Raw genomic sequence first — 19,812 nt, forward strand, 5'->3', positions numbered from 1 at the left:
CTCTCCTTAGAAGTCGAAGTCCGAGGCGAACGATCGCTTGAGCGTGTAGATCGCCTTGGCGTAGACACGCCACTGGTTGGTGCCCGGGATGAGTTCTTCAAGCCGGAACTCGACCAGGCGGTTGTTGTAGTCGTTTGCGTCCTGGCTGAGCAGCATGTGGGCGCTCTGGTAGCGGTCACGCTGGTCTGTCGAGTCCCGGTCGAACGTGAGCGAGAGCTGATTCGATATGAGGATCTCGCCGACATACAGCCCCGCGCGGAGTACCAAGGGGCGAACTTTCTCGCTCACGGGCTCGGTCTGGAACAACTTGATGACCAGCTGGCCTGTCGTGATTTTGTCCGACTCGGGCATGATCTTGACGTTGACCGTTCGCACGTCGCTCTTGCGCTTCTTGTTGATGGCCAGCACCGGGACCACGATCTCCTGCAAGGCTGCACCGCCGTGGACGAATCGCGAGCCTGCGCCTGGAAGACGCAACCGATGAATCGACTTCGGTATCTGCACATCCAGATCTCCGTCGAGGCCGAGCTGAGCTGACGTGAAAGTCTTGAACGCGGCTTCTTCCTTCAAGCCATGACCGAGGACGTAACGGCGGTTGGTTACCTTGATATCGTCGCCTTGCGGCAAGGTCGACAGGTAGAAGGCGTCCGCCAGCGCCGTGTCTTGGAACAAGAAACCGTGGTCCGCCGTGATGAGAATGTTCGTCGCATTCGCGTTAGTCAGCCGCTTGACCAGGTCGACTAGTTCGCGAAGCGTGTCCTCGGCGGCCTCGAAGACCTGACGCTCGGTGCCTGCCTTGTCACCCGTCGCGTCAATGCGGTTGTGATAGACGTACAGCACCTGATGCTGCTGGTACAGCTCCCGCAGCTCGTCCCGGGTCAGGGAGAAGACGTTCTCGGCCTGAATCGCGTTCCCGTCAACGGCTTCGAGGAGCTTGCTGCGGTTCGCGGTGCCGTCGGTGCGCTGACCGTCGGCCAAGACGGGATCCCCGTCCCTAGAGTGTCCGATCGTGCTGTGCGGCAGCAGCGCTGCCATGCCGAGCTGGGTGTAGCTGGGCAGAACGCCAAGCATGGCTTTCAGGTCCGCATCGAAACGGTCCTCCTGGCGGATGCGTGAACCAAGTTCGTCAGCGATTTCATAGCGCAAGGCATCCGAGATGATGACTACGGCTTTACGACGGCCGTCTTTAGTGATGGGCACAACGTTGTCGTTGAAGAATGAGGTTTGGGGCCGAAGCAACGCCGAACGCCATTGGTCGATGCCGTCCACCTGTTGCTGCCAGGCGTTACCAAGATCGTAGAGAAACTTGTTGGCGTAAAACTTCTCCACCTGAAACCGCAGAGCCTCCAGCGGCCCCGCGAACTCTGCTGTGCGTGCAGCGTACGTGAACTGCCGGTAGAGCTGATCGATGCGGAACCAGTCATCCCGGTACCGTTCGAGTCCCTCGTCAAAGGACTGCATCGACAGGTTGAGCGCGCCAAGCGCGGTCAGGAGTTCCGAGGCGCAGCCGATCGCTGTGTACAGCTTCTGGTACCCCTCGACCCAGATGCTGCTCTGACGGCTGCGGATTACCTCTGCAACCTCGCGGGCTGTGATCGTTCGCTCAGCGACAGCATGTGCCAGATCGCTAATGATCTTACGGTCAGCCTCCTCGAAAAGGTCATTGTCCAACAGGTCGCGGAAGCTCGCGTCCTCGATGGTGCTGGCATACTCCAGGTCTCGCGCTGCGCGCTTTGCGAGCGTCGTCAGGGCCTCCTGGCTGCGCCGGTCGTAGCGAAGGCTCCCGAAGTCGAGCTGGATGTTGCGCAGCCCGCCGGGTCGTTCGGACTTGAACCCGGCGTTGGCCTGCCGGAACACCCACAGAACGAAATCGGCGATGCTCGGGCTCGGCGACTTGTAGCCATAGATCGACGCCACGCCTTGCCAGTAGAACTCGTCGAGGCCGTGCTCGGCAAGGGCACCGTACCTGGCGTCCGCACCGCCGGCGTTCTCGATCAGCAGAGTGCGCGTGATCTCCAGTAGGCTGTGCTCACTTTGGCTGAGCAGGACGGCCGACATTTTGGCTTGCAGCAGTCGGCCGTCATCGTCGGCGTCCAGCAGCTTCTTGAGGCCTTGGATGCGCTTGGCCACGCGGAAGAAACTCGCGCGCGCCTGCAGGACCCCGGCGATGCCCTCGGCGGTGAGCCCGAGTTCCTGCTGCACCAGCGAGGTCCGGTCTGCGGTGAACACGCCGTAGGCCAATTCCAGGTCAAGCAGCCAGTTGCCGATATCCGTCGGTACGGCCCCCGAGCGGTAGACAAGGAACTTCGATCTGGGCTCTTGGTGCAGCAGCCGGTTCTTGACCGCATACTCGTCGTTAGTGACGTGCACAGTCTGCACGCCTTCCAGGCCGAGCGTGTCGAGGTCGGCGGCGTACTCACCTTCAGGGTCGTGCCAAAACACTACCCGCTGACTCTCGAAACGACGCTCCAGATGGGGCCGAACGGTGGACGTATCACTCATCGCTTGCCTCTAGTCCGGGGATTTTCTTCAGGGCGGCACCGAGTTTCGGGTAATTCGCCTTCACGCCCTCGTCGAGGTCGATCTGGACCTGCTGGGTTGCGAGAGGGTACAGCACGTCGTGCTCGTACTCGTCGAGTTCAAGCAGTATTTTGCGCAGACGATCGACCTCTTTCTGGGCAGCAGCCTGCTGCCGTGGTGCACCTGTGCCTACAGCGAGGCGCTCGTGGTGCTGGCGACTGGCATCCAGCTTTGCTTTGAACTCGCGAAGGTACTCGTTGAGCACGGTTGAGGCGGTCGACGGAGTGTAACGGTGCATGTAGATCAAAGCGTTGAACGACCCCTTTGGGCTGGAGAACAGCCAATAGATGGGGCGCTTCTTGTACCGCTGCAGATGGTCTTTGTAGAACGATTTCACGAAGTAGTCGCGCAAGTCCTTAACGCCAAGTGCCTCGGTGACAAACCGCAGGTTGTCCTCAAAGTGCTCGTCCCCAAAGGCAGCCCGCAAGAACTGGCGAAAGCGGGCCAAGATATCATCCTCAAACCAATCCCCGTCAACGATGGGGATCACGTTGTCGTTGTCCGGGCCGAACGTCGGGCTCGGTACCTGAGCGAGATAATCTTGAAGCGTGTCACCCTGATTGGCGAGTATCAAACCTGGCTCGTCCAGGCTGTATCGACCGAACATGCACCCCACCGCAAACGAAGCCAAACGTTCGCAGAATTCCCTGGCGTGGACGGACGCTCTTTTGTCGCTGGCCAGCTGGTACGGATTGAATCGAAGCCCAACCTCCTCTGGTTCAACAGCGAGGGCATAGTGATCCAGACCGTTGCCAAGGACTTCGGCCGACGTACGGTTATTGACTGTTTCATAATGGCTCATTTCCACCGCGCGGTTTTCCGCTACGTGAAGCTCCTGAGCACATACAGCAGCGAGCTTGGTCTGTGCGTCACGCTCTGGAATTCCCGGGAAGATTGTGAACCCCGAAGACTCCTCATCGCCGTTCCAATCGTCGGAACTCAACTGGATCAAGTTGCAGACGAGCGCCTTCCACTCGTTATCTCCTAGGAGTCGAGGAACGGGTAGTTGGGAGATGTCACCTTCTGTGTAGTTCACCGTAGGCGAATACGCTTCCAGCACTACCCGAATTGGATTCGAATTAAGGAATCCGAGGAGTTGCTCGCTTTGGCTAGGTTCATGCGGAAATAGCGATCCGGCAGCGCCGTCAAAGATCGTGCCGTCCGGGACAAATCTGAAGGAAGGCTTGCCTGATGAGATCTTCGTCCATGACAACGATGGCCGAAAATAGTATGAAGGGTTCCTAATGACGGCCCGATCAAATGCCTTAATGGCAGCGCCGTCATTTGCCCAATCGATCACGTGTAGGACGTTTCCGAACCATTTTCGGTACGCCCCTCCCTTGTTGTACAGCACCCACTTTGCCCCGGTTCCGCGCAATGACGTCTTCCTGACAGAGACTTCCCACCAGTAACGCATGAATCTTGGCTTATCTGCCGGTGATAGCCCCTGCCGCGCGTCCGCAAGACTAGCCAATCGGGGGGTGGAGCCAAGGGCGGCAAGCATCTGTGGCTCGAGCCAGTAAACTATCGGGACTCTGGGTATCTCGGAGAATACTGACTGATTCAAAAGGTAGAGACCGTACGTTGGATCAAGGAACAGCTTCTTGATTGTGTCAAGCGGCCGCACATCCACATGATCTTGGAAGAGCCTCCTGTAAATGCCCTTGTGACTCGCATGCGGCGCGCGACGAGAAACTATGAAAGCTACTGATCCAAAGTCTGAGCCGAAGACTCCTCGCCCGAGATGGAGGAGAGATTCAATGGTCGACGATTGCAGTAAAGACTGTCGGAGCTGCTCAAAAGACGTGAGGAACAGCCAAGACGGAAGATTGATCATGCCCCACAAACCGGAGGTCACACTCAGGCTTTCAGCTCGCTCCATGTACGCCGTCATCAGGTCAAACCGACTGGCCGGGTAGTTGATTGCTAACCAAGCAGTAGATTGGGCACTCATGTTCTTGCTACCCATATACGGTGGGTTAGCCACAGTGACGTGGTAGCGCGTTGACAAGTATTCCGCTTGAGTCAGAACTCTCTGCGCACGCTCGCGGACTTCATTGTGAAAGAGGTCCCCGTTCCCCGGGGATGTCGCGGCCATACGGCGACGAAGCGGTTCAATGAGTTCTTGGCGCGGGCGGATCAGTGACCCGAAAGTGTCAGCATGTTCGAACTGGTTGAAAAATGTCTCCTCCGCTCGGCGGTCGCCCCCATTAGTGACGAGGTTGTTCAGCTCGGCTGGAGTGAAGGAGATAGATTCGAGCACGCAGATGTTCGGCTCAACCTGTTTGTTGAAGAATGTTCGCTGACGAGCGCGGGCCTTCATTGTGAGGGCAAAGGCGGCCAACGCACCTGCCCGGGGGTCGATCTCGGTGCCGTAGAGGTTATTGGTGAGGATGAGAGTTGGGATGTCGGACGGAGCGTAGCCCTCTTCCTCGTAGATCGAGTAGAGCAAGTCGAATGCGTAGGTGAGCATGTGCCCGGAACCGCATGCTGGGTCAATGATTTTCAGCTCTTCAGGGCTGTCAACCTTCAAGTGCTCCGTTTCGGCATTGACTGGCGCGACGTAATAGTCCATTTGCTGGGCAAGGCGTGAGGTCGGGCGGTTGAGCAGCCAGAGGCGTCCGAGGGAATTCTCAACGAGATATCGGACGATCCAGTGCGGGGTGAAGAGCTGGGTAGCGGCCGGGATCTCGTCAGCGCCGGCCTTCTTGTTTTTCTTGAACCCGGCGAAGACTTCATCCTTCCGCTCGGAAATGTAGAACTGGTACAGCCAACCGATGACTTCGACGTCCTGGCAGACCTCCTCGGTGAGCACGTCGACAGCGCGGGCCAGCACTGAGTCATCGGCGAGCAGGTTTGCGGGTATAAGCAGTTCGGTGTAGTCGCCCTCTCTTTCGAACATGAAGGGCATAGAGCGGTTCCAATAGCGGCAGTACTCCGCAAGCAGTAGCGCGTACGCCTCGCCCTGTGGATCGTCACTGCGGCGCATGCCGTTGAGCAGACCTGTGATGGTCTCCGTGGTGCGCTTGTTCGTAACCACCGTGCTGTCTATGTTCCCGCGCTTGGCCTCGGCAAGAACCTCGGGCTGCCCTCCTTCGCGGCCCCGTTCGGGCGAGACGATACCGATGCCTGTGTAGCCGTTGGCGTCCATGAACCGCAGCGCAATGATGCGGTTGAACCACGTGTAGGCAACTTTGTCGGCTACGGCGTCGCGGCCCTTGTCGCCGCTGCCAGCAGCATTGACGGCCTTCTCCAGTGCGGCGACGGCGTTGGGCTGTTCTTGGCGCAGCTCTTCCGATGCCAGAACGACGGAGATGCGGGCTGACACCTCGCGGAGGAGGGCAGTGCGAGCCCATGTGGCGAATGATTTCAGCGGTGCTGTTTCCATTAGACTGCGATTCTCTTTCCATCGTTGAGCGTGTTCAACAGCGCACCGCGGAGCGCATCTAGATATCGGTCGACACCATCCACGTTCTCGAGCACACCGTGGGCTCCGGGCACTGTGATCGTCTTGACCGAGACGGTCTGCCTTGGTGTGGGCTCCGGGCTGTCTGTACCGCCCGTCGTCCGGGCAGAGGACGCTAGTTGGTCGAGCAGCTCGGGATAGGTCCGCTCCTCAAAGCCATTACCCTGCTCGCGGATCAACGCGATCTGCCGCTCACTGTCTAAGCGGGCGATGATCTGGTCGATTGTACGGGTGACCCGCTGCTGCGCTTCCTCTGTGGCACTGCCGTAGGAGGCGCTGCCGAGTATCTCGGACTTGCGTGCCTCGATGTCCTGGATGACTGTCCTGCGATGGGTGGCGAGCGTATCCTCGACTTTCGCGCCAAGGGCGTCGGCGGCCTGCTTGAGCTGGGTCATGCGATTGCCCCGGAAGGCGTTCGGGTCGTCCAGGAGCCGCTGGACGTCGGCGTCACTTCCTGGGGGCAGGTACCCGAGGTTGTTCGTATTCGTGGTGAGGAGGACGACGGCCTCGTCGTAGATGACCTTCTGACCGCCACCCAGAAACGACTGAATCGGGTCGATGACGTTCTCTTTGGCGTCGAGCAATTCGTCGCCAAGACTGAAATCAGTGAAGTACCACTCGTCAGACTTCCCCACAGCCTGTTCGAGCAGGGCGATGGGGGCAGCCAACTGCTCCGCGAACGGGTATTTCGATCCGCTCACCAGCGCCCTTAGCTCATCACGCTTTGCCTCGAGCTTTTCGCCGCCGTGCCGGGCCAACTCCAGAGGGTCTTTCGGCGGGGTGGCCTCGTCGAAGAAGTCGGTGCAGAATCTGCGGAACATCGCCACCTTGCGCTCGTCAAAGAGTTTCTGCGGTGCGACCACGGAATGCGAGTGCTTCTGCGTATTGCGCAGAACGCCAGCTACCTCAGTCCGCTTCAGCACGTTTCCATCGACGGTGATCGTGATCTTCGAGTTGCCAACGAGCCAGGCGATGACGACCTCGATTGAGGCCAGATCCCATCCGTAGGGCTTGGCCTGGAAGGCATCCACAATCGTCTTGACAGTAACCTGCTCGCCGAGCCGGTCGCGTTGCAGCAAAAACGAAAGCACCTCGTCACCTGGAACAGCAAGCATCGACAGCGACGAATCGTCGATCATGCCTGACTGGTTGGGGTTGGCGAACGCAGCCACCTGCTGCTCACTGTACGCAACACCGCCAAGCAGGCCGAGCTGGGTGTAAGTGCGGCTGATGAGGTCCTGGAAGCCATCGGTGACGCGCGTGATGGCGTCCTGCGAGGAGGAGGCTACACCGGCGGCATTGATCACGAGGTCCGCCTTGCCAACTGCCCGGCGGATGCGCTCGATCAGTTCCTTCTCGCGCTCGACGTTCTGCGTCGCCTTCGAGCGCAGGATCTGGTCCTCGATTGCGGACAGAGAAGTCGTTTGCTTGCGCTTGGTGTACTTCTCCGTCTTGATCAGCAGACGCAGGTCCGAAAGAGCGCGTTCATCAGGTTCCAGGATGACACGTAGCTCGTCCTTGCCCGCGCTGTGCATCCGGGTCTCTTCCGGGCCGAAGGGGTACTCGGGCGTGATGAAGTGCATGGTCAGTTCGCGTTGCTGCCCATAGACCTGGTCGTCGAGCTTGTACCCGAAGGCGAAATCCTGTCCGTTCTTGGCGTACCGCAGCTTGCTCGTGCGGACCACGTCACCGGAGATGATCTTGAAGAGCCGGCCGCTGACATCCGAGGCATCGATGTCGACGTTCTTGATCTCCTCCTCGATGACCTGTTCTTCGTTGGTCAGGTATTCGTAGACGTTGCCGTTGCGCTGGACGTATGTTTGCGTCTCCAGCAGAGTCAGTGCCTCCTGCACCTGCTTGGACAGGGCAGGCAGATCAAGTCCGAAACGGTCATAAACCAGCACGGTCAGGTTGCGCGGTGTGGCATGGAAGCCCTCGACGTACTTCACCAGAAATAGGGCCTTGAGCAGCCGCACAGCCAGTTCGTTGTCCAAGTTGCGCTCGGCAACGTCGATCGAACGTTGCGCCGCCGACTTCAGCGAAGCACGGATGCCGGCGAACATGTGGTCAAAGGTAGCCAGCCTACCTACTTTCACATCGCCGATGTCCTTGGCGACCTGCTGTACGACCCCGAGCATCGAGCGTTCACCGACTGAGCTGTTGCGGCCCTCGAATACGTTGTGGTCGGAGATGCCTTCGATCGCTGCCTGGAACAGTGGGAACTGGTAGCTGACGAACGGGTACGTGCCGACAAAGTGCGCCTCGTCGGTGTAGTTGCGGTACGTCTTCGCGCCGTCCACGAAGTCGAAGAGGGTCTTGAAATTGGCGTGCTGCTCGGCATAAATCGAGTTCAGCGCCGCCTCGCCGGTCTCATTCTTCTCCAGCAGTCGCTTGCGGATGACTTCTTCCACGTCGGCGCTGGTGAGCTTCACACGGGTGGCGAACCGGGCCTGGATCTTGGAGAAGTCATTGCCTTGCTGTTTCGTGCGGTCACCGACGACCTTGTCCATGTCCTCCTGGGAGGTCACGATCACCCACGCACGGCCCTGGCATTTGGTGTTCAGAGACTCGGCGATCGTCTGGAGGTTAAGCATCAGATGAGTGTTCGACCCGATGAACTGACCGACTTCATCGACGTAGAAGTTCAGCCGGAAGCCGTCTTCCTGCTTGTCCAACCACGCCATCACCTCGTCAGCGAAGTCCTCGATGGAAACTGAATATTCATTGCGGTACTTGGTAAGGATGTTAGTGGGCGTACTATCGGTGTTGCCGCTGACCTCGGCATACGCCTTGGCCACGTTGACTTCCTCAAGTACGCCCTCTTCACGTCCCTGCGACCAACTGCGTCCCGAGATGCGGGTATATGCGTCCTTGAACGCCTCATACTGGCCTCGGTTGTCCAAGTCGCGCTCGAAACGGGCTACGTGCCCCTGGCTACCGTAGTAGCCGCGGCTCTCGTCGAAGACCTTAACGAACACCTTCAACAAGGCATCGGTCTGATCCTTTGTGATGAGGGTGGCCTTCTGGTCGATGTTGAACAGCAGGCTCTTCGCCGGGATCCTCTCCGCCTTGGTCAGCAGTGCCGGGAGGAATGCGTCCTGCGCCTTGGAACGGAAGCTCTCGGACACGCGGGCACGCGGGAAGTCCTGACCATCCACGTCACCGAGGAGGTGTGCCAGCAACTTCAGCAGGTGCGACTTACCGGAACCAAAGAAGCCCGATATCCACACGCCGTTGGCGTTGGTGTAGTTCGTGTAGGCCTCGAGCAGCAGCTCCAGACCCTTGGCCGCCTCGTTGGTCAGGACGTACTCGTCAACCTCAGTGCCAAGATGTGCGGTGTCGTCAGCCTTGATGACACCTTCTATCGGGCGCTGAACGTCCTTGGCGAAGATCGCATGCAGATTCATCGAGTTAAACCTCCTGTTCCAAGATGTTCTTGGCTCGGTAGTACTGGTCGTCTTGGAGTCGTCCGAACAACACGAGCGACGACCCAAGAGTCGCCGACTGCTCATAGCGGCCCGGGAAAAACATGAGCATCGGCTTACCTGTGACGACGCTCTGCAGGTTGTTCAACACGTTGTGCGAACGGATGTACGGGAAGACCTCGCCGATACCGGTGAGGAAAAAGATGTCAAAGTCACCATCGGCAAGCTTGGTCCTGATCGCAGACGCAATGTGCAGCTGCGGGTCGAGCATCCCCTGGAGCAGCTCACGGAAGTCAGCCTTTTCCTGGTCGGGCTCGAGCGCGATCAGACGATCCCAGACTCCGCGTTCCTTGAGAATCTCCACTGAGAGGTCGTAGAGGTTGACCTCACGGACCACGATGCCCTTGTTCGACAGGCGGTTCTTGATGCGCTTCTTCGCCCCTGAAACTGCGAGTGCATTCTCAGGGTCGTAGGGGTAAATGAAGAACGGCACCTCGTTACTCAGGCCCTCCATCCGGAGAAACCGTTTGCCGCTGAGAACGCCGAACAAATGTTCTTCGTCTTTGGACAAGTCTCTTTGTGTCACCGCTGGGCCCTCCCCGCAGCATTATGGGTAGTTGGGAAGAACCTGAGGTCACTTGGAGTCCGCGCTGCGAAGGCGCTTGCGACCCGTTGAGACATCATGGACTGCTGTATTTGCCCACTGTCGGAAAGCACCCCTGCCTCAATCAGCATCCGGAACAAGTTTGAACGCAGCTTGCGCCGCGTGGAGTCCCTGAGTTCAGACAGCTCGGTGTGCCACAGAGACTTGGCGCGCACAAAGCTGTCGAAATCGTTGAGATCGAGCGACGGCGTAAGCAACAGAAACCGTTCTCGTACGATCTCCTCAGCGAACTCGCCAATCAGGTCATATCGACGGCAGGCTGCTGCCCATAACAACTGTCCGCGCTCTGTTGAGGTCGCCTCGGTGAGTAAAGTGATTTCGTCGTCGGTCAGCACGGCGAGCCGTTGAATGACCTCACGCGCAAGCCTAAGTCCAGAGGCAACCGTACGAGCCTGAAGCAAGTTCTCCCCCGCGACCACCGCCCGAACTCTCGCCCAGTCGCGTTCTTGCAAGTAAATGGGCGCGACGATCGTCGCTTCACGCATGAGGAGGGCACCACTGGTAAAGGAGAGTGCATAACGCTGCGCCGCGGCATGCTGCTCGATCACGTGGGCCCCCTTTCAGCTCAGGGAAGTAGATCCGGCGTTGTCCGAGAGATGTTCCTACAGGTGCGGCCGTCAGCTCGGTGTCTCCTCGTCGCTCGGCGCTGCCGAACCTCCGCTTCGGACCCACTCATCTACCTCGCTTGCCTGGAACTTCCAGAGCCTGCCGACCTTGTGGGCCGGCATGCGTTTATCGGTGATCCACGTATAGACCGTGTCTTTTGTGATCCCCAGGTGCGCGGCAATGCCGTCGGCGGACAGCCATGGTTCGGCCATGGTGGATCCTCCAGTCCGGGTTGGCAACGACAAAACAAAAGCCATCCTAGCTTCAACTGCTCGTCTTCTTAGGGTTTGACTGGGTTTGAGCGGGTTTAGCCTGTATGAGCTGTGAGGCTAGAACCGTAGAGCATCGTCGGAAGATGCAGTTAGGCTGTCGCAATGACCGAACTCTGGATAGCGTTGGCAGTCGCAATTGCCGTATGCGCTGGCGGGCTCCTTACTCTTACTCATCGCAGGCACAGGACTGCTCGCCGAGACGACGTCGAAAGAACTTCACAGGCGACTGAGACCTTGGTGGCTGAGATTACGGCACCAGTCCCGGCTCTCCCCGCTTCGGGGATTCTGGTTCCAGAGACCGTCCTGTCTACAACTGGTGCAACTGTCTCTATCGAGGAGGCACTTGAGGTCGCATCGGTTCCAATGGCGTTCGAGTACTACCCGATCAACGACAATGAGCTTACAAAGTACAAGTCCGTTCCGGTGAATGCGGCCATTCAGCAGGCACTCACAAATATCGTCCGTACAGTGGAGCCGAAGAGTGCCACACTCTTCAGGGTGGTGCTGCCGAAAGGTGCCGAGCTTGTTCGCGCGGTCGGGACCAGCGGGTTCCGCGGATACGCGCGTGGATCCACGAGCATCTCAGCTCAAGCCGTCCTGTATCCGGTGGGGATCGGAGGAGCCGCGGTTGCCGGTTGGCCAATCTTGGCCGTGGGTGCGTCGGTGATGGCGATGGATATGCTCGCTCAGCGGGAGCAGCGAGCCCATCAGCGGCGGGTCGAGACAATCCTGGGGCGACAGGAAAAGCGATACGTGGATTCACGGATTGTGACGCAAAGGACGACCGACAAGCAATTGTCCGCAGCGATCAGTCTCATGCTCGACGGGCAGCTCCCCGACTTGGAGGTTGCAAAGCACCGAGCGGGAGATGAATTCGAAACAGCGGATATATTCTTGGGGGAAACTTGGGCCGCCATCCAGTCACTCCTGGAGTCTGCCAACGTCAGCGGTGCCGTCGACTATCGCAAACTCGAAGAAGCCCTCGGTGGCAAAAATAGAGATCTCGACCACTTCTTTCGCCACCTTTACTTCGCTCGTGCCGCGGTCGTTCTTGGTCGAAAAGCTATTCTCGCCGACGCCGCGAAGGCAGCGCTTGCCGATCCTGACAACCAATACGTCGCCTTCCGAAAGTCACTTGAGCGAAGCGCAGCCGATGTGAAACAGGCTGAGAGTATTGAAGCTCAAGTCACGGAGGCGCTCACCACGTTGGAGTTCACCGGCAGCTGGCACAAAACCAAGAAGTCAATCACCGGTCGGCAGAGCGCTTTTCGTGAACGGGTTATGCCTTCCCACATCGATCCGCCCGATGCAGTGCAGTACGTCGCTCTTCCTTCGGGCGAGATCCATCAACTCGTGCCGATTGAGGACCAGTATGACGAGGGGGCACCGGTTGAACACTCGAGTGCCGCGGCTCCGATGAGCTAACGGAGATGTTTCCCCGTTTGTCTATCGACAGTTTCTGGAGTTAGCCATCGACGCCAAGCTGTCGAGGTTGCGAACCGGGCTAGCTAGTGCCAGTCTTTCAAAATGCGCTCCGTTTGGTGGTCTCTCAGCCGGCTTTCGTTCTTCTCTAAGGCCGCGAGAGCCTTGTTCGCATAGCTCTGAACTTTCTGCCGCGAGCCAACGGCAGTTAGGTCGATAAGCATAAGTGCACGGGAATGAATCATGTGTCGTTGCGGAGCAAGCATTTGTTTTGGCGCCATCAGATTGAGTGCCACCCCAACCGCAGCCGCATCCCCGCTTCGAAGGCGGCGCAGATACTCTAAGGACAGGCTGCTCTCTATTGATAGTCGAGGCTCGAAGTTGAAAGTGCCGGTGCTTTCTGCTGATTGCAGCATGGCCGCTTGGAGACGGACAAGTTTCGCAGAAGCGAATTCAGGCCGCTGGGCTAGACTGATTAAGTCCAGAAGACCGGCCTTGTTGGAAAATTTCCAAGCGACAACAAACCAACTCGAACAGATTCGGTCCCGTGTAGTGGAGTCGGAAAGCACTTTGGCAACCCGATCTATTTCTTTCATTGCCCCGGAGAATACCTGCGCACGAAGGACTGCGGACTCCTGTGTAGGAGCAGAGGACAGCGTCTCGGCCGCCAAAATCCCGATATTTGTGTATATTTCCGAATAGAGCCGTGCGATCTCGAATATTTCGTCCACAGTGTCTGAACTTAGCGGCCACGACCTCAAATACTCGAAGTAGACACTCGCCCCGGACGGATCGTTGGCAAGGTCCGTGCTCCAATGTTGACGCCAGGACTCCAGACCGACACGACGGTGAAGCGTATTGAGGCGCCTGGTGATGCGGTTCCATCTGCGGGGTTTAGGGTCGAGTGCACGGTGAGTAGCGGACAAATGTTCCAACAGATCGGTCGCATGCACAGCTTCAGGTTCAGTCGATCCCGCAAAGGCGCCGGAGGATTTGAGAAGGCTTTCGAGTCGCTCGATTTCCGCATTAGTCTCCACCATTGAGTCAGCGAGAAATTCGTTTACAGGTACAATTTTTGTCTTTGCAGAGTTCGGAGTCAGGGCTAAGCCTTCCAAAGACTGTTGGAGTCTAGAGATGACCTTCTCTCCCTCACCCTCATCGCGTACGCCAAACAGGACGTCATCCATGTACCGCGTGTACCGGCCCGTCAGCCCTTCGGGGTCAAACTCGTAGTCAACGGACCCAAGGAAACTATGAGCGATCGCCCGAGAAGAGTCATTGTTGCCTTGAGGAAGCCCAAGGTGTGAATAATCTAAGTAATTACTTCGCGGCAAGACACCGTCGATGATCTGCATACATAGACGAACTAACTCTTTTGATAGACGCGTATGCGCGAGTAGATGTTCGCGAACATGCTCAAGGCGTATTGAAGGGAAGAAATTTGATATATCTGATTCAACAATAAATTCGACACCCTTGACCCCAATTATGTCGGCAATAAGTCCTTGACGCCTCAGCCAGAACTGAAACCAATCGAAGCTGTCCACGGGACCATCGCTCGCCTCAGTCGAGCTGCCCTTGTCAGACCGCGTGTGGCCCACCCATTTTCTGGAGGATACCAAAAGCTGATCTTCTACGCGTTTCACTATTGCGGTGTATACGAGGGCGTCTCGCGGTGATAGCTCACATACTGGGCGAGTCAGTCCTGTGCCTTTGGCCGCACGAATAACCTCCCCTCGCTCCGGAGTGAACTGATGAAGTCGCAAGTCCCGCACGATGCCATCGATGAATGCGTCGAGATTCCACTCATAAGCCGCATAGAGCAAAGGGTCGATGGCGTATCGCGAACTACTAAACTTGGCCTGCCGGAGTAAGGGGCGAACGTCAGATTTCCATACGGATTTCAGGTACTCCGCGTTGGCCAGCTGCTCCAGCGAGAATGGATCTATAGCTGCAGCAGACCCAGAGTCCGCAGCGGTATGGCTAATCATATTTGCCTTTCGTAGAAGAATATTCTTCCATCAGAGTGCGAGGACTGAACTGCGGTACGTCCGATAGTGACCGCAGCTTCTGGCGACGTTCAATAGATTGCCCGCTGGCCGAACCTCAGAAGCTAAGCCAGAGTCCGGGATCATTGCGCGACTGCTGCGGCAGATGCAAACACATCAGCCGGCATCGGCCGGTGCAGCTTCCACGTAATTGCGATGGGTCTCTCCCCAGAATGCTGCACGTAGTCCACCTGGCCTAGGCACGTGTACGGAACTGTCAGCCCGGTCTCGTCGTCCGCGGTGTCCCTTGTGAAGATCAGAATCCTTGAGCCGTGGGAGGCTCGGTCAAGATAGCGCTGTCCCGTCGGGCTGCCCGGCGAGGTAGCGTTCTGCGACTCCCAGTGGAACAGTTCAGGACTGATAGCGTAATCCTTGTACATCGTGGTCGCCGAGTGCTTCTTGTCGTCCTTGTTGAGGGTGACAAAGAAAGCGTCGGTAGCCGTCGCCAGACACCACGCAACACCTTCCCGGTGCTGGACGTTCTTTCCCTGTTCCAGCGACCCGTACTGCAGTGCCGCCAGAACCTCTTCACGCCGATAGGTGGCGTGCGAGAGCAGCGGGATGTGCTGCAGTCCTGCGCCAAGGCTTTTCGCTGCACGCTTCGATGCAGCCACTCCCATCCTCACCACCTGGCGGATCTCGCGGCACACAAACTGGTAGCCGCGCAGGTGGTCCAGACCGCCGTCGTACGTCTTGAATCCACCCCCGTCGTCCCAAATGGTGTAAAAGAGCATGCGTGCGAAAGCCTGCTCGCGCATGCCAAGCTCCGCGTAGCGGGGCGCGTCGGGCGCAACCAGCATCGAGTAGGCCGCGGCACGTTCCGCATCGTCCACATGAATCAGCGCAGCCATGCGGCCCAGAAGCTTCTTTTCTTCCCCGTCCGACAGCTCCTCGATTTTCCCGCTGAGCACGGTCTCCAGGGTTGATAACCCTTCGATCAGCCCTGCCTGCCGGAGGTAACCAGTCCACGAGTCCCTGGTGGAACGGTAAATGGTCTTCACATCGTTCCCCGACCGCTCCAGGTAGGCCTCCAGCTCGGTCTCGGCGTACGACGAAATATCCCGGACCAGCTGCGACCGGTTGAACCGCAGCTGTGCCTTGATGTTGTCCAGGACCACCTTCTGTGCCACCCGGTCCAGCACAATCTGCGAGCCGGACGGCAGGTATGGGAACTCGTTCTCGACAGCCTTCTCCAGCTCCTTGCGCCCGTAGCCGGTCAACGCCCCGTAGCGCAGATCAAAGCGGAACTCACGGCGCTGCTGGCCGATAAAGTCCAGGACCGTGAGCACCGCCTTGCTCTCCGCACGGCGAAGCCCGCGTCCCAGCTGCTGGAGGAAGACCGTGGCACTCTGCGTAGGCCGGAGCAGCAGGATGGTGTCCACCTGCGGCAGGTCAAGGCCTTCATTGAAAAGGTCGACGGCGAAGATGCAGTTGATCTCCCGCTGCCGCAGGCGCCTCAGGGCTACCTCCCGGTCAGCGTTGTCAGTAGTGCCGTCGACTGCGACAGAGGCAATACCGGCCCGGTTGAATACCTCGGCCATGTAGCGGGCGTGCTGGACGGAGACGCAGAAGCCGATGGCCCGCATCTGGTCGGTGCTGGTGACCTTGTCCCTAAGCTCGCGGATCACCTTGGCGGCGCGAGCATCGTTTCCGGTGTAGAGGGCGCTGAGCTGCTGGGTGTCGTAGTTGCCGCGCTTCCATTCCAACTGGCTGAGGTCGACGTCATCGGAGACGCCGAAGTAGTGGAACGGCACCAGCAGGTCAGCATCGAGAGCGTCCCAGAGGCGCAGTTCGCTGGCGGTGCGTCCGTCGAAGAACTGCTGAGCGACGTCGACGCCGTCCCCGCGTTCCGGTGTGGCAGTGAGCCCGAGGAGCTGCTGCGGGTTCAGGTGGTCCAGCAGGCGGCGGTAAGTGGGTGCCATGGCGTGGTGGAACTCATCGATAACGACGACGTCGAAGAAGTCTGGTTCCAGCTGCTCGATGCCAAGGGAGGAGAGCGACTGGACGGAAGCGAAGATGTGCTTCCACTCGTTCGGCTTGTGCTCCCCCACGTAGAGTTCACCGAAGGCGCCGTCCTGCATGACGTCGCGGTAGGTGCGCATCGCCTGCTTGAGAATCTCCTGCCGGTGGGCGACGAAGAGCAGCTTCAGACTTCTTCCGGCAGCTTCGCTTAGCCTTTTGTAGTCCAGAGCGGCGATAACAGTTTTTCCGGTGCCAGTGGCCGCGACCAGGAGGTTGTGGTTGAAGCCCTTGAGCCGCTCGGCTTCCAGGTCCTCCAGCATTTCCTCCTGATGCAAGAACGGCTGAACCTCAAGGCCGGTGGCGGCATCCGGAGCCGCAGTGCGACGTCCACCGTTGCGCTCCAGTGCAGCGTCCAGCTTTTCGCCGTCGCGCTCGGGGTCATAGCTCTGGAAGGCCCGCTGCTCCCAGTAGCTGTCGAAGGTAACCTCAAACTTCTGCAGGAGAGCGGGTGTTGCGACGGAACTGAGCCGGACGTTCCATTCCAGCCCGTCCAGGAGGGCAGCCTGGCTCAGGTTGGAGCTGCCTACGTAGGCGGTGTCGAATCCGGTGTTACGGCGGAACAGCCAGGCCTTGGCATGCAATCGAGTTGCCTGCGTTTCGTAGCTGATCTTTACCTCGGCCCCGTACCGGTTGACAAGCTCGTCAATGGCGCGGCGTTCGGTGGCGCCCATATAGGTGGTAGTGATGACCCGGAGCTTGGCACCGCGTTCCTTGAGTTGCTCGAGGGCGGGCTGGAGGAGGCGAAGGCCTGTCCAGCGGACGAATGCGCATAGCAGGTCTACGGTGTCGGCGGACTCGATCTCGGACCGGAGCTCCGCGGCAAGATTGGGCTCGTCCTTGCTGTTGGTCAGCAGCGCTGAGTCACTGAGCTTGGTGGCGGGGCGGCGTAGTTGTCGGCGCTTGAGCGCGTCCGAACGGTGGAGGGACTGGAGCTGCGACGGACCGGGGGCTATCTGGTCAGGTATCTCAAGTGCTCGTAGAAGACGGTTGGCAATATCAACTCGTTCTGCTGTCTTGGCAGCGAGGAGAGCTTGATGGATCGCACCGGCTACATGCCGGGCTAGAACGTCCGGGGAGTCTTCGTCCTCCACATCAGCGAAAACCGGTTGGAGCCCTTGCTGGGTATCCAGCAGCCGACGGAGCGAATCGGTGTTGAGCAATTCATACAAGCCCTGGGGCAGCTGCTTGGCCGCCTCTCCCCCAAAAAACTTAGTCACTGCGCCAGGGTATTGCCTTACAGCAGCTTTCCCAAAAATCTCGAACAAGTTACGCTCCTCTGACAATTGTCAGACCCGACTCTTATCCTGATGGTGCTTTTACAATTCCATAATTCAGTGGCTGTTGGGGGTTCCGGGATGTTGAAACAAACGCATTTGGAAGAAGTGGGGCCAGGGTCAAAGCAGGAGGCCGTCCTATGGTTGGAACCTAAGGGGCCTCTCCTTAACGTGCACCACGAGAGCGACTGGCATGTTATGCGGGCGAATCCGAAGCCAAAATTGAAATGTCCTGTGGAGGGCTGCAGCGTGACCCTCATAGCAGTCGATAGACAAGGCACCCGGCATTTGCGAAATGCTGCTGGTTCCATCGACTGCAAGCACTTCACCGCGCGCCAGCCGGACCACTCCACCAGAGGAGGTGGACCGATGTCGGCAGAACACCTCTGGTACCAACAGGAAATTGCTAAACAAGTGGGCAGACGCCCACATCTTCGAGTGACAATCGAGGACTACGCATCCAATGCCGACCTTGTTATTTTCAATACGGAGACAAGCCGGTCAATTGCCGTCGAGATCCAACGATGGGATACCGACATCGCTGAACGCACAAAGCACCGGCTGTCCCTTGGGCATGAAGTTATCTGGCTGATCACCGACTCTGCACAGTTGTCGCCCGACATGCAACGCCAGGTTTTCACGACCCGTGGCGCATTCATTCGCGTTCGAACATTTGACAAACCTTACCTGGCCCTCCATCCATGGGAGCTTGAGCCGAAGGAGCGCCGAGCGAAGCCTGTTATGGAAGTGTCTGGGACAACTGTCGGACTGAACCCGCTAACAGGCTGTCTTCAAGCACGTCCCATGCCGCTAATGCAGGTGCTCGTGGAAATACTTGACGGAAAGCGCGAGTGGCTGTTCCCCGGCGAGGCAATCTTCAAAGGATTGAGCGGGGCCGGCAGGAAAGGGGGAGCTTGGGCCCGCAACATCGACTACGTGAATGCACATATCCGAGCTTCCAAATTGGATATTCCACTGGTTCCTGAAACGTCACGGTACGGTCGAACCTCGACTCCAATTGCCAGGCCACAGTCCGTCCCGGGAGATAATGTACCCTGACTGTGACTCAGCCAGACTCCCCGTCCTGTAGCTTCAAAAAATGGACCCTGCGAAGCTCGAAGTTCCAATGGTGGATGGAGAAGCGGCACCGCATCTCCGGCCGCAAAGCTCTTTTGGCGCCGGCAGATGGACTGGTCTAGTAGCAAGCGGAACACTGGACCCCTAGCGATGACGGATCGGCAAACGCTTACTGTAAGTAGACTAAGATGCTGGGATTTAGCTGAGTGAACCTACACGAGCGCGTAAGAAGGCGGCAGCGTTTGAACCCGGACCAAGTAAATGGACTAATTTCGGCCCTCTCAGGCCTTCTCAGCGCGGTTCTTTGGCCGGCGATTGTAGTCGGCACCGCTATAAAGTTCGGCCCTGTTCTAGTGCGAAAGTTCGTCGATTCTGATTCGGTGACTATCAAGGCGGCTGGCATTGAGGCCTCCTTCCAAAAAGGGCAGGTCGAGATGGCCGCCGCTCTTGGGGCCGCAGCCAACGCAAAAAGAGCAGGAGAAGATTCCGTGGATGCAAAGGCAATTGCAGCTGACATCGAAGAAGCGTTGCCAGACGCGGAAGCATTTGCTCGGATCACGAGGTCCGCTGTCTTGTGGGTTGATGACCGGCCAGAAGGTAACTTGTATGAGCGGAAGGCCTTGGAGGCTATGGGTGTACGAGTTGAGCTCGCTCGGTCGACCTCGGAGGCACTTCAACAAGCGAAGCACCGCGCCTATGACCTCATAATCTCGGACATGGGCCGGCCGGGGGACCCCCTGGCTGGTTACACACTGCTAACGGAACTACGCCGCTCTGATAGTGACACCCCTTATCTGATCTACACAGGGTCCCGTACCGATGAGCATGCCAGAGAGGCCATCGAGCGTGGCGCTTTGGGCAGTACAAACTCCCCGCAGGAGCTGATCCGAATGGTCTTCCACGCGCTCAGGAGGCCTCCCGTAGGGCGCTAACTTCGTGCAACATGCCTGTGTCGG

The 19,812-nt window shown here is 58.4% G+C and carries 11 protein-coding genes; 3 read left to right on the forward strand and 8 right to left on the reverse strand.

Annotated features, from left to right (window positions below; genetic code table 11):
* Positions 1 to 6 precede the first annotated feature (6 nt).
* The 6 genes from pglZ to AB0313_RS03620 all read right to left on the reverse strand — a co-directional run bounded on the left by pglZ (position 7) and on the right by AB0313_RS03620 (position 10,953).
* Positions 7 to 2,502 carry a BREX-1 system phosphatase PglZ type A gene (pglZ, locus tag AB0313_RS03595; RefSeq protein WP_366303653.1) on the reverse strand — a complete coding sequence of 832 codons (2,496 nt, stop codon included), beginning with the start codon at positions 2,500 to 2,502 and terminating at the stop codon, positions 7 to 9.
* Positions 2,495 to 5,968, reverse strand: a complete 3,474-nt coding sequence (gene pglX, locus AB0313_RS03600; RefSeq protein WP_366303655.1) for a BREX-1 system adenine-specific DNA-methyltransferase PglX — start codon at positions 5,966 to 5,968, stop codon at positions 2,495 to 2,497. Before pglX ends, pglZ begins: the two co-directional genes overlap by 8 nt.
* Complete coding sequence (gene brxC, locus AB0313_RS03605) at positions 5,968 to 9,453, reverse strand: BREX system P-loop protein BrxC (protein WP_366303657.1); 3,486 nt, start codon at positions 9,451 to 9,453, stop codon at positions 5,968 to 5,970. The genes pglX and brxC overlap by 1 nt, the downstream gene beginning before the upstream one ends.
* 4 nt (positions 9,454 to 9,457) lie before the next feature.
* A complete protein-coding gene (locus tag AB0313_RS03610; protein ID WP_366303659.1) occupies positions 9,458 to 10,057 on the reverse strand; it encodes a DUF1788 domain-containing protein in 600 nt (199 codons plus the stop codon).
* Positions 10,054 to 10,683 (reverse strand): DUF1819 family protein, encoded by a 630-nt coding sequence (locus AB0313_RS03615; RefSeq protein ID WP_366303661.1) that lies wholly within the window; start codon positions 10,681 to 10,683, stop codon positions 10,054 to 10,056. The genes AB0313_RS03610 and AB0313_RS03615 overlap by 4 nt, the downstream gene beginning before the upstream one ends.
* Positions 10,684 to 10,752: 69 nt before the next feature.
* On the reverse strand, positions 10,753 to 10,953 hold the full coding sequence (locus AB0313_RS03620) for a helix-turn-helix domain-containing protein (RefSeq protein WP_366303663.1): 201 nt from the start codon (positions 10,951 to 10,953) through the stop codon (positions 10,753 to 10,755).
* Positions 10,954 to 11,250: 297 nt separating this feature from the next.
* Here AB0313_RS03620 and AB0313_RS03625 point away from each other — a divergent pair, with 297 nt between their 5' ends.
* Positions 11,251 to 12,438: a hypothetical protein gene (locus tag AB0313_RS03625; protein ID WP_366303665.1), complete on the forward strand. Its 1,188-nt coding sequence runs from the start codon at positions 11,251 to 11,253 to the stop codon at positions 12,436 to 12,438.
* Between the two features lie 83 nt (positions 12,439 to 12,521).
* Here the strand turns inward: AB0313_RS03625 and AB0313_RS03630 are convergent, their stop codons facing one another.
* Positions 12,522 to 14,426: an RNA-directed DNA polymerase gene (locus AB0313_RS03630; RefSeq protein ID WP_366303667.1), complete on the reverse strand. Its 1,905-nt coding sequence runs from the start codon at positions 14,424 to 14,426 to the stop codon at positions 12,522 to 12,524.
* Between the two features lie 140 nt (positions 14,427 to 14,566).
* On the reverse strand, positions 14,567 to 17,722 hold the full coding sequence (locus AB0313_RS03635; RefSeq protein ID WP_366303669.1) for a DUF3427 domain-containing protein: 3,156 nt from the start codon (positions 17,720 to 17,722) through the stop codon (positions 14,567 to 14,569).
* A gap of 306 nt (positions 17,723 to 18,028) precedes the next feature.
* On the opposite strand from AB0313_RS03635, the gene AB0313_RS03640 reads away from it, so the two are divergent.
* Both AB0313_RS03640 and AB0313_RS03645 read left to right on the forward strand, forming a co-directional pair.
* Entirely contained in the window at positions 18,029 to 18,838 is an 810-nt protein-coding gene (locus AB0313_RS03640) for a hypothetical protein (protein WP_366303671.1), read from the forward strand.
* A gap of 260 nt (positions 18,839 to 19,098) precedes the next feature.
* Positions 19,099 to 19,788 (forward strand): response regulator, encoded by a 690-nt coding sequence (locus AB0313_RS03645; RefSeq protein WP_366303673.1) that lies wholly within the window; start codon positions 19,099 to 19,101, stop codon positions 19,786 to 19,788.
* Positions 19,789 to 19,812: the final 24 nt, after the last annotated feature.

Source organism: Pseudarthrobacter sp. NPDC080039 (genome assembly GCF_040702335.1).
Classification (GTDB): domain Bacteria; phylum Actinomycetota; class Actinomycetes; order Actinomycetales; family Micrococcaceae; genus Arthrobacter; species Arthrobacter enclensis_A.

Bases quoted from the DNA above. Each gene is read 5' to 3' on its own strand.
- pglX (WP_366303655.1), bottom strand. From the start codon at position 5,968: ATGGAAACAGCACCGCTGAAATCATTCGCCACATGGGCTCGCACTGCC.
- AB0313_RS03620 (WP_366303663.1), bottom strand. From the start codon at position 10,953: ATGGCCGAACCATGGCTGTCCGCCGACGGCATTGCCGCGCACCTGGGG.
- pglZ (WP_366303653.1), bottom strand. From the start codon at position 2,502: ATGAGTGATACGTCCACCGTTCGGCCCCATCTGGAGCGTCGTTTCGAG.
- brxC (WP_366303657.1), bottom strand. From the start codon at position 9,453: ATGAATCTGCATGCGATCTTCGCCAAGGACGTTCAGCGCCCGATAGAA.
- AB0313_RS03630 (WP_366303667.1), bottom strand. From the start codon at position 14,426: ATGATTAGCCATACCGCTGCGGACTCTGGGTCTGCTGCAGCTATAGAT.